General features: G+C 71.3%; 10 protein-coding genes. 6 read left to right on the top strand and 4 right to left on the bottom strand.

Translation table 11 applies throughout. The annotated features are described in order from the left end of the window. The first annotated feature begins 132 nt into the window (after window positions 1-132). From gltB to ACFWUZ_RS07540, 4 genes are all read left to right on the top strand, one after another. Window positions 133-4,686 carry a glutamate synthase large subunit gene (gene gltB / locus ACFWUZ_RS07555; RefSeq protein ID WP_384368872.1) on the top strand — a complete coding sequence of 1,518 codons (4,554 nt, stop codon included), beginning with the start codon at window positions 133-135 and terminating at the stop codon, window positions 4,684-4,686. Next, a complete protein-coding gene (locus ACFWUZ_RS07550) occupies window positions 4,679-6,139 on the top strand; it encodes a glutamate synthase subunit beta (protein ID WP_384368615.1) in 1,461 nt (486 codons plus the stop codon). Before gltB ends, ACFWUZ_RS07550 begins: the two co-directional genes overlap by 8 nt. Window positions 6,140-6,348: 209 nt before the next feature. Then, a complete protein-coding gene (locus ACFWUZ_RS07545; RefSeq protein WP_384368612.1) occupies window positions 6,349-7,185 on the top strand; it encodes a helix-turn-helix transcriptional regulator in 837 nt (278 codons plus the stop codon). Beyond that, window positions 7,170-7,370 (top strand): DUF397 domain-containing protein, encoded by a 201-nt coding sequence (locus ACFWUZ_RS07540; protein ID WP_384368609.1) that lies wholly within the window; start codon window positions 7,170-7,172, stop codon window positions 7,368-7,370. Before ACFWUZ_RS07545 ends, ACFWUZ_RS07540 begins: the two co-directional genes overlap by 16 nt. Window positions 7,371-7,447: 77 nt before the next feature. Here ACFWUZ_RS07540 and ACFWUZ_RS07535 read toward each other — a convergent pair whose 3' ends face one another. From ACFWUZ_RS07535 to ACFWUZ_RS07525, 3 genes are read right to left on the bottom strand one after another with little or no spacing between them, the layout of a single operon-like run. Further along, window positions 7,448-7,999 carry a pyridoxamine 5'-phosphate oxidase family protein gene (locus ACFWUZ_RS07535; protein ID WP_384368606.1) on the bottom strand — a complete coding sequence of 184 codons (552 nt, stop codon included), beginning with the start codon at window positions 7,997-7,999 and terminating at the stop codon, window positions 7,448-7,450. A gap of 46 nt (window positions 8,000-8,045) precedes the next feature. Continuing rightward, the gene (locus ACFWUZ_RS07530; protein WP_384368603.1) at window positions 8,046-8,774 is read right to left on the bottom strand and encodes a VWA domain-containing protein; all 729 of its coding nucleotides are present in this window, start codon (window positions 8,772-8,774) and stop codon (window positions 8,046-8,048) included. Then, entirely contained in the window at window positions 8,771-9,376 is a 606-nt protein-coding gene (locus ACFWUZ_RS07525) for a PadR family transcriptional regulator (protein ID WP_384368600.1), read from the bottom strand. Before ACFWUZ_RS07525 ends, ACFWUZ_RS07530 begins: the two co-directional genes overlap by 4 nt. A 110-nt stretch (window positions 9,377-9,486) precedes the next feature. Between ACFWUZ_RS07525 and ACFWUZ_RS07520 the strand changes: the two genes are divergently transcribed. Beyond that, the gene (locus ACFWUZ_RS07520; RefSeq protein ID WP_384368597.1) at window positions 9,487-10,218 is read left to right on the top strand and encodes a glucose 1-dehydrogenase; all 732 of its coding nucleotides are present in this window, start codon (window positions 9,487-9,489) and stop codon (window positions 10,216-10,218) included. 175 nt (window positions 10,219-10,393) lie between these two features. Here ACFWUZ_RS07520 and ACFWUZ_RS07515 read toward each other — a convergent pair whose 3' ends face one another. Further along, window positions 10,394-10,846 (bottom strand): hypothetical protein, encoded by a 453-nt coding sequence (locus ACFWUZ_RS07515; RefSeq protein ID WP_384368594.1) that lies wholly within the window; start codon window positions 10,844-10,846, stop codon window positions 10,394-10,396. A gap of 162 nt (window positions 10,847-11,008) precedes the next feature. On the opposite strand from ACFWUZ_RS07515, the gene ACFWUZ_RS07510 reads away from it, so the two are divergent. Continuing rightward, window positions 11,009-11,734, top strand: a complete 726-nt coding sequence (locus ACFWUZ_RS07510) for a class I SAM-dependent methyltransferase (protein ID WP_384368591.1) — start codon at window positions 11,009-11,011, stop codon at window positions 11,732-11,734. The last annotated feature ends 57 nt before the right edge of the window (window positions 11,735-11,791 follow it).

Here is an 11,791-nt window from a genome sequence, read left to right as displayed (position 1 = left end):
CTGCACGAAATTTCGCAGAGGGCCAACGTCGTCCCTCGGCTATGCACATATGCCACGACGACGACGGGAGAGCCGATGCGTTCCGCATCCACGCACTCCGCGACCGGCCTCAGCAACACCGCCTGGTCGCCCATGGACGGTCGCCCCGCCCAGCAGGGCATGTACGACCCGCGCAACGAGCACGACGCCTGCGGCGTCGGCTTTGTGGCCAACCTCAGCGGCGAGGCCAGCCACACGCTGGTCGAGCAGGCGCTGACCGTATTGCGGAACCTCGAGCACCGCGGCGCGACCGGGTCCGAGCCGGACTCGGGCGACGGTGCCGGAATCCTCTGCCAGGTGCCGGACGCGTTCCTGCGCGAGGTGGCCGGTTTCGAGCTCCCCGAGGCCGGCGCGTACGCCGTCGGCATCGCCTTCCTCCCCGCCGACGGCACCGCACAGGCCGTCGCCGTGGAGCAGATCGAGGCGGTCGCCGCCCAGGAGAACCTGACGGTCCTCGGCTGGCGCGAGGTCCCGGTCACCCCGGACCTGCTCGGCAACGGCGCCCGCGCCACGATGCCCGCCTTCTCGCAGCTGTTCGTCACCGACGGCGCGAGCACCGGCATCGAGCTGGACCGCAAGGCCTTCGTGCTGCGCAAGCGCGCCGAGCGGGAGGCCGGGGTCTACTTCCCGTCTCTCTCCGCCCGCACCCTCGTCTACAAGGGCATGCTGACCACCGGCCAGCTGGAGCCCTTCTTCCCCGACCTCTCCGACCGTCGCTTCGCATCGACGCTCGCCCTGGTCCACTCGCGGTTCTCGACGAACACCTTCCCGTCCTGGCCGCTCGCCCACCCGTACCGCTTCGTCGCGCACAACGGCGAGATCAACACGGTCAAGGGCAACCGCAACTGGATGAAGGCCCGCGAGTCCCAGCTGGCCTCCGAGGCCTTCGGCGAGGGCGCCCTGGAGCGGATCTTCCCGATCTGCACCCCGGACGCCTCCGACTCGGCCTCCTTCGACGAGGTCCTGGAGCTGCTCCACCTCGGCGGCCGGTCCCTCCCGCACAGCGTGCTGATGATGATCCCGGAGGCGTGGGAGAACCACACCTCGATGGACCCGGCCCGCCGCGCGTTCTACAAGTACCACTCCACGCAGATGGAGCCCTGGGACGGCCCGGCCTGCGTCACCTTCACCGACGGCACCCAGGTCGGCGCGGTCCTCGACCGCAACGGTCTGCGCCCCGGCCGCTACTGGGTCACCGACGACGGCCTCGTCGTCCTCGGCTCCGAGGTCGGCGTGCTCGACATCGACCCGGCCAAGGTCGTCCGCAAGGGCCGCCTGCAGCCCGGCAAGATGTTCCTCGTCGACACCGCGCAGAAGCGGATCATCGAGGACGACGAGATCAAGGCCGAGCTGGCCGGCGCCGCGCCCTACGCGGAATGGCTGGAGACCGGCGAGATCGAGCTGACGGACCTGCCCGAGCGCGAGCACATCGTGCACACCCACGCCTCGGTCACCCGCCGCCAGCAGACCTTCGGCTACACCGAGGAAGAACTGCGCGTCATCCTCGCGCCGATGGCCCGCACCGGCGGCGAGCCGCTCGGCTCCATGGGTACGGACTCCCCGATCGCGGCCCTGTCCGAGCGCCCCCGGCTGCTCTTCGACTACTTCACCCAGCTCTTCGCACAGGTCACCAACCCGCCGCTGGACGCCATCCGCGAGGAGCTCGTCACCTCGCTGCTGTCCTCCCTCGGCCCGCAGGGCAACCTGCTGGACCCGACCGCCGCGTCCTGCCGCAGCGTCACCCTGCCCTTCCCGGTGATCGACAACGACGAGCTGGCCAAGCTCATCCACGTCAACGCCGACGGCGACATGCCGGGCATGAAGGCGGCCACCCTCTCCGGCCTCTACCGGGTCTCCGGCGGCGGCGAGGCCCTGGCCGCCCGTATCGAGGAGATCCGCGGTGAGGCCGACGCGGCCATCGCCAACGGCGCCCGCCTCATCGTCCTGTCGGACCGCCACTCGGACGCCGAGCACGCGCCGATCCCGTCGCTGCTGCTCACCTCCGCGGTGCACCACCACCTCATCGCCACCAAGCAGCGCACCCAGGTGGGCCTGCTGGTCGAGGCCGGCGACGTCCGCGAGGTCCACCACGTCGCCCTGCTCATCGGCTACGGCGCGGCCGCGGTCAACCCGTACCTCGCCATGGAGTCCGTCGAGGACCTGCTGCGCGCCGGTACCTTCCTCTCCGGCCTGGAGCCGGAGCAGGCCATCAAGAACCTGATCTACGCGCTCGGCAAGGGCGTCCTGAAGGTCATGTCCAAGATGGGCATCTCCACCGTCGCCTCCTACCGCGGCGCTCAGGTCTTCGAGGCCGTCGGCCTGAACGACGAGTTCGTCGAGACCTACTTCAACGGCACCGCCACCAAGATCGGCGGCGCCGGCCTGGACGTCATCGCCAAGGAGGTGGCCGCGCGCCACGCCAAGGCGTACCCGGTCTCCGGCATCGCGGCCACGCACCGCGCCCTGGAGATCGGCGGCGAGTACCAGTGGCGTCGCGAGGGCGAGCCGCACCTGTTCGACCCGGAGACGGTCTTCCGCCTCCAGCACGCCACCCGCAACCGCCGGTACGACATCTTCAAGCAGTACACGGAGCGGGTGAACGAGCAGTCCGAGCGGCTGATGACCCTCCGTGGGCTCTTCGGCTTCAAGTCCGCCGAGGACGGGGGGCGCCCGGCGATCCCGGTCGACGAGGTCGAGTCGGCCGCCGAGATCGTCAAGCGCTTCTCCACCGGCGCCATGTCGTACGGCTCCATCTCCAAGGAGGCGCACGAGACCCTCGCCATCGCCATGAACCAGCTGGGCGGCAAGTCCAACACCGGTGAGGGCGGCGAGGACCCGGACCGCCTGTACGACCCGGCGCGCCGCTCGTCCATCAAGCAGGTCGCCTCCGGCCGCTTCGGCGTCACCAGCGAGTACCTGGTCAACGCGGACGACATCCAGATCAAGATGGCGCAGGGCGCCAAGCCCGGCGAGGGCGGCCAGCTGCCCGGCCACAAGGTGTACCCGTGGGTCGCCAGGACCCGGCACTCCACCCCGGGCGTCGGCCTGATCTCCCCGCCGCCGCACCACGACATCTACTCCATCGAGGACCTGGCTCAGCTGATCCACGACCTCAAGAACGCCAACCCGGTCGCCCGCATCCACGTGAAGCTGGTCTCCGAGGTCGGCGTCGGAACGGTCGCCGCCGGTGTCTCCAAGGCCCACGCGGACGTCGTCCTGATCTCCGGCCACGACGGCGGCACGGGCGCCTCCCCGCTCACCTCGCTCAAGCACGCGGGCGGCCCCTGGGAGCTCGGCCTCGCCGAGACGCAGCAGACCCTGCTGCTCAACGGGCTGCGCGACCGCATCGTGGTCCAGACGGACGGTCAGCTCAAGACCGGCCGCGACGTGGTCATCGCCGCGCTGCTCGGTGCCGAGGAGTTCGGTTTCGCGACCGCGCCGCTCGTCGTCTCCGGCTGCGTCATGATGCGCGTCTGTCACCTGGACACCTGCCCGGTCGGCATCGCCACCCAGAACCCGGTCCTGCGCGACCGCTTCTCCGGCAAGCCCGAGTTCGTCGTGAACTTCTTCGAGTTCATCGCGGAGGAGGTGCGCGAACTCCTCGCCGAGCTGGGCTTCCGTACGCTCGAAGAGGCCGTGGGCCACGCCGAGCTGCTGGACACCACCAAGGCCGTCTCGCACTGGAAGGCCCAGGGTCTCGACCTGGAGCCCCTCTTCTACGTGCCCGAGCTGCCCGAGGGCGCGGTCCGCCACGCCCTGATCGAGCAGGACCACGGTCTGGAGAAGGCCCTCGACAACGAGCTGATCAAGCTCGCCGCCGACGCGCTGGCCGCCACCGCCGCCGAGGAGGCGCAGCCGGTCCGCGCCCGGGTCGCGATCCGCAACATCAACCGGACCGTCGGCACCATGCTCGGCCACGAGGTCACCAAGAAGTTCGGTGGCGCGGGCCTGCCCGACGACACGATCGACCTGACCTTCACCGGTTCGGCCGGCCAGTCCTTCGGCGCCTTCGTGCCCAAGGGCATCACCCTCCGCCTCGAGGGCGACGCCAACGACTACGTCGGCAAGGGCCTCTCCGGCGGCCGGATCGTGGTCCGCCCCGACCGCGGCGCCGACCACCTGGCCGAGTACTCGACGATCGCCGGCAACACCATCGGCTACGGAGCCACCGGCGGCGAGATGTTCCTGCGCGGCCGCACCGGCGAACGCTTCTGCGTCCGCAACTCCGGCGCCCTGGTCGTCTCGGAGGGCGTGGGCGACCACGGCTGCGAGTACATGACCGGTGGCCAGGCGGTCGTCCTCGGCGAGACGGGCCGCAACTTCGCGGCCGGCATGTCGGGCGGCATCGCGTACGTCATCGACCTCGACCGGAACAACGTCAACGCCGGCAACGCGGGAGCCGTCGAGGCCCTCTCCGACACGGACAAGCAGTGGCTGCACGGTGTGGTGCGCCGCCACGAGGAGGAGACCGGCTCGACCGTGGCCGCGAAGCTCCTGGCTGACTGGTCCGTCGCCGCGGACCGCTTCAGCAAGATCATCCCGACCACGTACAAGGCAGTGCTCGCCGCCAAGGATGCCGCTGAGCTGGCCGGACTCTCGGAGTCCGAGACCACCGAGAAGATGATGGAGGCGGCGATCAATGGCTGACCCTAAGGGCTTCCTCACCACCGCGCGCGAGACCGCCTGCTCCCGTCCCGTCGCCGACCGGCTGAAGGACTGGAACGAGGTCTACGTCCCGGGCTCGCTCCTGCCGATCATCAGCAAGCAGGCCGGGCGCTGCATGGACTGCGGCATCCCGTTCTGTCACAACGGGTGCCCGCTCGGGAACCTGATCCCCGAGTGGAACGACTTCGCCTACCGCGACGACTGGGCCGCGGCGTCGGAGCGTCTGCACGCGACGAACAACTTCCCGGAGTTCACCGGGCGGCTGTGCCCGGCCCCCTGCGAGTCGGCGTGCGTGCTCGGCATCAACCAGCCCGCCGTGACCATCAAGAACGTCGAAGTCTCGATCATCGACAAGGCCTGGGACAACGGCGACGTCACCCCGCAGGCGCCCGAGCGCCTGTCGGGCAAGACGGCAGCCGTCATCGGCTCCGGCCCGGCCGGTCTGGCCGCCGCCCAGCAGCTGACCCGGGCCGGCCACACCGTGGTCGTGTACGAGCGCGCGGACCGCATCGGCGGCCTGCTGCGCTACGGCATCCCCGAGTTCAAGATGGAGAAGGTGCACATCAACCGCCGCATCGAGCAGATGCGCGCGGAGGGCACCAAGTTCCGCACCGGCATCGAGGTCGGCCGCGACATCACCGCCACCGACCTGCGCAAGCGGTTCGACGCCGTGGTCATCGCGGCGGGCGCGACGGTCTCCCGCGACCTGCCGGTCCCGGGCCGCGACCTCAAGGGCATCCACTTCGCGATGGAGTACCTCCCCCTCGCGAACAAGGTCCAGGAGGGCGACTTCATGGCGCCCCCCATCACGGCCGAGGGCAAGCACGTCGTCGTGATCGGCGGCGGTGACACGGGCGCGGACTGCGTGGGCACCGCCCACCGCCAGGGCGCGGCCTCGGTCACCCAGCTGGAGATCATGCCGAAGCCCTCCGAGGACCGGCCGACCGGCCAGCCGTGGCCGACGTTCCCGATGCTCTACAAGGTCACCTCGGCGCACGAGGAGGGTGGCGAGCGGGTCTACTCCGTCTCCACCACCCACTTCGAGGGCGACGAGGACGGCAACGTCCAGGCCCTCCACCTGGTCGAGGTGGAGTTCGTCGAAGGCAAGCTCGTCCAGAAGCCCGGCACCGAGCGCGTCCTCCCCGCGCAGCTGGTCACCCTGGCGATGGGCTTCACGGGCACGGACCAGGAGAACGGCCTGGTCCAGCAGTTCGGCCTGGACCTCGACGCGCGCGGCAACATCGAGCGCGACGCCTCCTACGCGACCAACGTCGACGGCGTCTTCGTCGCCGGCGACGCGGGCCGCGGCCAGTCGCTCATCGTCTGGGCCATCGCGGAGGGCCGCTCGGCCGCCCGCGGGGTGGACCGCTTCCTGACCGGCTCCAGCGCCCTCCCCTACCCGGTCAAGCCGACGGACCGCTCGCTGACTGTGTAACCCCGTCACCCCTCCCCCCGGGGAGACCCCTCATACGGTCCGTACAACGACGTACGGGACTCTGACACCGCGCCCGCCATGTCCCCGACCAGGGATGGCGGGCGCGGTGGCGTTCCGTAGTCGTATCAATGCGTTCCGCCGTTCCGGTCGGGGGGTGAGGACTACGCTTTTCGCGGAGCAAGGGGATTGCGGAAGCGGGGAGTGGGCTCATGGCCAAGCCGAACGGCGAGGGTGGGGCGCAGACACCGGACGAGTTCGCCCGCGAGGAACTGCGGCGGAAGCGCGAGGCGGCGGGGCTGACCCAGGAGGGGCTGGGCGAGCGGATCTTCGCCACAGGGGCGTACGTGGGGATGATGGAGAACGGGCGGCGTCGACTGCGCCCCGAGATCGCCAAGCTCATCGACCGGGAGCTGCACACGGGGGACTACTTCTTCCGGCTGGCCAGGGCGTTCAAGTCCAAGCACAGTGAGTACTTCGCCGCCGCGGCCGAGTTGGAATGCCTTGCGACGGCCACGTACGAGTACGCCTGCACGCTGGTTCCTGGGCTGCTCCAGACAGAGGACTACGCCCGGGCCGTGATCCGGGCCGCCAGCCCGACCGCGCTTGCCGAGCGCGTCGAAGCCCTGGTCGCGGCACGCATCGAACGCGCACGGCTTCTCGCCGATCCGGAGACCCCCCAGATGTGGGTGGTCCTGCACGAGTCGGTGTTGCGGACAGTGGTCGGCGGCCCTGCTGTGATGGCGGCTCAGTTGCGGCACATCTCGTCGTACGTTCGCGCCCACCGGATCACTGTGCAGGTCGTGCCGTTCACAGCCGGTGCCCATGGAGCAGTGGGTTCGATGGTGCGCATCATGCAGTTCGCCGATGCACCCGACGTGGCGTACACGGAGGGCCCGTATGCGGGGCAGCTGCTCGACTATCCGGCTCTGGTTCAGCGTTACTGGAGGTCATACGATCTTGCGAGGGCCGCCGCGTTGTCGCCGGAGGTGTCCCTGACCTTGATCGAGTCGGTGGCTGAGGAGCACGCGACATGCGCGCAGACGTGAACGGCTTGTCCTGGCGGAAGTCCTCGTTCAGCAACGGGGACGGCGGCGACTGCGTAGAGGTCTCCGACAGCCTCCCCGGTGTCGTCCCCGTCCGCGACAGCAAGCTGGCGGGCAACGGCCCCGTCCTCGCGTTCCGGGCCGCCGCATGGGTGTCGTTCGTCAGGGACGTGCGGAGCCGGGGCTGAGCCCCTTCTGCGGCCGGAGGGACCAGGCGTACGCGGCGTGAGCCTCGCCCGGCAGGGCGCACGGCGAGGCCGGGCCGTCAGGCGGTCGGGGGGTCTGCCGGGTCCGTGGGGGGCGCGGGGGACTCGGGCGGGTCCTCGCGGGGTGGTTCGTCGTCGTTGCCGCGGCGGAGGGTGCGCAGGCCGCCTGTCGGGGTCCAGGTGCGGATGACCAGGTCGTCGCCGTCGACGCCGACGTGGACGACCTCGGTCAGGTCCGCGTGGAAGAGGTGGAAGGGGTGCGGGCTCTCCGTCTCCTCCGCGTACCGGTGCAGTTCCGGCGGGTCCACCAGTTCCACGGCCCGGCCGGAGATCCGTACGTCCCCGTCCGGCATCGTCTCGCCCTCGCCGGGGTTGGTGTGCAGGGCGAAACGGGGGTCGTGCTGGAGGTCCCTGGCCTTCATGGAGCCCGCCATCATCCCGAGCCACAGCTCGCCGCCCCGGATGTCGACGTTGAGTCCGGCCAGCCGCGGGGAGCCGTCCTTGCGGAGGGTGGCCAGCACGTGGTGCGGGTACTGCGCGAAGCGGGCCCGGACGGCCTCCGCGAATTTCGGCTCCGCCTTCTCGAACGCGGCCCAGTTGTTCGTCGTCATAGCCCCATCAAAGCGGCAAGCCCCCGCGCTCACCGCGAGGAGCCGGTCAGACACGCACGATGCCCGCCCTGCGCGCCGCCGCCAGCCAGAGGGGGAACTCCGCGACCAGCCGGTCGTACAGCTCGCCGTCCGGCAGGGCGCGGGGGTCCGGACCGGCGTGGAAGTACCCCGCGTTGTCCACCGGCCGCCCGGCCGGGACGGGCAGCTCGTCCAGCCGGCGCAGGAAGTCGAACTGGGTGCTGTGCGTGTCGCCGAAACCGACGAACTGCCAGAAGAGCGGCAGCCGGGCCGCTTTGCACAGGTACTTCTCCGCCGCGAGGCGGCTGACCGGCCCGCCGTCCGTCTGGAAGACGACCAGGGCGGGCGCGGCCGAGGCCGAGTCCAGGTAGTGGTCGATCACGGCGTCCATCGCCGCGTGGTAGGCCGTCTTCCCCATGTGGCCCAGGCGCGAGGAGATCGCGGTGACCCGCCCCTCGTGGCCGTGCAGCGGGATCTCCTCCACGGCGTCGACGTCGGTGGAGAAGAACACCGCCGGGACGCGGCCGTCGTCGTCCAGGTGCGCGGACAGCCCCAGCACCCGGTCGGCGAAGTCCTGCACCGTGCCGTCCGCGTAGTACGGGCGCATCGAACCCGAACGGTCCAGCACCAGGTACACCGCGGCGCGCCCGCCCTCCAGGCCGTGCCTGCGCAGCGACGCACCCGCGCTCTTGTACAGGCTCACCAGTGCCGGAGCCGTCTCCTCGACCTTGCGGAGGCTGATCGCACTGCCCGTCACGGCGTGCCCCGCCCCGGCCGCCCGCCGCGCCCGGCGGCCGGCGCGTCGAAGTCGTCGAGCATGGCGGCCGCGAGGTCGCGCTCGGAGGCGTAGTACCGCTCGGCCCATCTGAGGGTGAGCGCCGGGTACGCCCAGACGTCCCCGCCCTCGGCGTCCGCCCCGCCGGCCACCGCACGCAACCGCATGGACTCGGCGAACTCCTGCTGTTGGAGCAGGAGTTCGCGCATCTGCTCCGGCTCCAGGAGGTGGCCCAGCCACAGCCGCAGCATCGGTCCGTGCTTGAGGACCGGAGGATCGGCCGGGGTCTCGCGGGCCCAGTCGCGTACGGCCGCCAGGCCGGCGCCGGTGATCCGGTACACCCGCTTGTCGCGGACGCCGGTCTCCTGGGCGACCGTCCGGGAGGTGGCGTAACCGGCCTGTTCCAGGCGCTTGAGCTCGCTGTAGATCTGGCTGAAGGAGGGGCTCCAGTAGAAGAAGCGCAGCGACCGGTCGGACCACTTCTTCAGGTCGTAGCCGGAGAGCTCCTCGCCGAACGAGAGCAGCCCGAGCACCGCCCAGCCGGTCGGGGGGAGGGCGGCGCGCCCGTTCGTCTCGTCTGCCACGCGCGCAGTCTACGACCGGCGGGCGCGGGACCCCTTTCCCCGCAAGGGTGTGACTGCTAGAAGTATGCCTATTAGAAACGCATCCGTCGGTGTCAGGAAGGGTGGGATCCGTGGCCGTCTCCCTCGACGGGAAGGTCGTCCTGATCACCGGCGCCGGGCGCGGCCAGGGCGCGGCCGGGGCCCGGCTGTGCGCAGGAGCGGGCGCCCGGGTCGTGGTCACGGACGTACGGGAGGACGAGGGCCGGGCGGTGGCGGCGGAACTCGGCGACCAGGGCCTGTACGTACGGCACGACGTGGCCGATCCGGGGAGCTGGGCCGAGGTGGTGGCGCGGGCCGTAGGTGCCTTCGGAACGGTCTCCGCGCTGGTCAACAACGCGGCTCTGTGGCGCACCGCGCACGTGGAACGCCAGACCCTGGAGGAGTTCCGGACGCTGCTCCGCGTCAACCTGCTGGGCCCCTTCCTCGGTATCCAGGCCGTGGCACCGGTACTGAGGGAGGCCGGGGGAGGCTCGATCGTCAACATCTCCTCGACGGCCGGACTGGCCGGGATACCGGGCCACGCGGCCTACGGCTCCACCAAGTTCGCCCTGCGCGGGCTGACCCGGTCCGCGGCCCTGGACCTGGCGGGGGACCGGATCCGCGTCAACTCCGTGCATCCGGGGGCCATCGACACCCCGATGGTGGCCGGGGCGGTCGTGGGCCGGGACTGGTCGCACGTACCGCTGGGCCGCATGGGCAGGCCGGAGGAGGTCGCTGAGCTGGTCCTCTTCCTCTGCTCGGACGCCTCCTCGTACGTGACGGGCGCCGAGTTCGCCGTCGACGGCGGGACGACGGCCCGGTGAGGTACCGCCCGGTGGGGGACCGCCCGGCGAGGGGCGGCCGGGTGGCGGGGCGGCCGGATGCGCACCGGCGTCCGCCTGCGACGGAGCAGGCGCACTGCCTCCGCCGCTACGGCCCCGCCGGGCCGGGAGCCTCACCCACCTGCATCGAAGGCACGGCCCCGGCCCAGGGGGGCGGCTACTGCTTGATGGTGTACGAGCAGCCCCTCGTGGTCGTGACCCCGTCGCTCTCGGCGACCGTCCTGCCGTCGACCGTGATCTTGCAGGGGGCCTGCTGGAGCTTGCCGCCGGCGCCCGTGATCGTGCCCGGCACGACGTTCACGAGGTAGCCCACCTTCTGTTCCGCGGCGGTGAGTTCGGCCGTGCCCGACTTCGACCACGGCAGGGTCTGCTGCTCGAAGCCGCTCCCGATGCCGCTGAACATGATCGCCGTCTTGCCCGTGCCCCCGACCTCCAGGGTCACCTGGTGGGTCGCGCCGCCGGACTTGGCCGGCGCGGAGGAGGAACTCCCGGCCGGCGGGGTCGCGGACGGCGAGGGCGCGGCTGACGGCTTGCCGCCGTCCACGGCCGCCTTCGGGTCCTCGCTCCCACAGCCGGTGAGCAGCACCGCCACCGCGGCACCCAGCGTCATCCCCGTGATGGTCCTTCGCATGTTCCCCGTTACCTCGTTCTCGTCGCGCGCCGCTCGTCACTCGTCGTTCGGAGCGGCTGTTCGGATCACGGGGGATCCCATCACATCCGGAACGGCATCTACGAACTGGTGCCGGCAGATGTGATCGAAAACAATGGCCGCATGACGACTCGCGCCCGGTCCTTCGATTCCGCCGCCGCGCTGTACGGCGCCCACCGGCCCGGCTACCCCCCGGCCCTGTTCGACGCCGTCGAGGGGCTCGCCGGACGACCGCTCGCCGGGGCGCGGGTGGCCGACGTGGGAGCGGGCACCGGGATCGCCACCGCGCTGCTGCACGAGCGCGGGGCCGAAGTCGTCGCCGTGGAGCCCGGGGACGGGATGGCCGCCGAGTTCCGCCGGGCGAACCCGCAGCTCCCGCTCGTACGCGGGGACGGGGACCGGCTGCCGCTGGCGACCGGCGCCTTCGACCTCCTCACCTACGCCCAGGCCTGGCACTGGACCGACCCGGCCCGCTCCGTCCCCGAGGCCCGCCGCGTGCTGCGCCCCGGCGGCGCGCTCGCCATCTGGTGGAACGACACGGACTCCGCCGTCCCGTGGATCGCCGAACAGGAGGAACGGCTCCGGGTGTTCTTCGGCGCGCAGGGGCAGAGCTTCCGCACGCTGCCCCGGGGGCTCGGCGAGTTCACCACCCGCTCCCTGCGCTGGTCCCGGCGCGTCACCCTGGACGACCACCTCGCCAACCTCGCCAGCCACTCCGCCTTCCTGCTGCTGGGCGAGGCCGGCACCCGCGCGTACTTCGCCGCGGAACGGGAGCTGCTGGCCCCGCGCTTCCCCGACGGCACGGTCAAGGAGGAGTACGTCGTGAGCCTCAGCGTCGCCCGGCTGTGACGCCCCGGGTCCGACACCGCCCTGGTGCGACACCGCCCCGGACCCCGCACCCGCTCC

The organism is Streptomyces sp. NPDC058646 (assembly GCF_042716875.1).
Classification (GTDB): Bacteria; Actinomycetota; Actinomycetes; order Streptomycetales; family Streptomycetaceae; genus Streptomyces.
This window is presented reverse-complemented; position numbering and strand designations above follow the sequence as displayed.

Bases quoted from the DNA above. Each gene is read 5' to 3' on its own strand.
- gltB (WP_384368872.1), top strand. From the start codon at position 133: ATGGACGGTCGCCCCGCCCAGCAGGGCATGTACGACCCGCGCAACGAG.
- ACFWUZ_RS07550 (WP_384368615.1), top strand. From the start codon at position 4,679: ATGGCTGACCCTAAGGGCTTCCTCACCACCGCGCGCGAGACCGCCTGC.
- ACFWUZ_RS07545 (WP_384368612.1), top strand. From the start codon at position 6,349: ATGGCCAAGCCGAACGGCGAGGGTGGGGCGCAGACACCGGACGAGTTC.
- ACFWUZ_RS07540 (WP_384368609.1), top strand. From the start codon at position 7,170: ATGCGCGCAGACGTGAACGGCTTGTCCTGGCGGAAGTCCTCGTTCAGC.
- ACFWUZ_RS07535 (WP_384368606.1), bottom strand. From the start codon at position 7,999: ATGACGACGAACAACTGGGCCGCGTTCGAGAAGGCGGAGCCGAAATTC.
- ACFWUZ_RS07515 (WP_384368594.1), bottom strand. From the start codon at position 10,846: ATGACGCTGGGTGCCGCGGTGGCGGTGCTGCTCACCGGCTGTGGGAGC.
- ACFWUZ_RS07510 (WP_384368591.1), top strand. From the start codon at position 11,009: ATGACGACTCGCGCCCGGTCCTTCGATTCCGCCGCCGCGCTGTACGGC.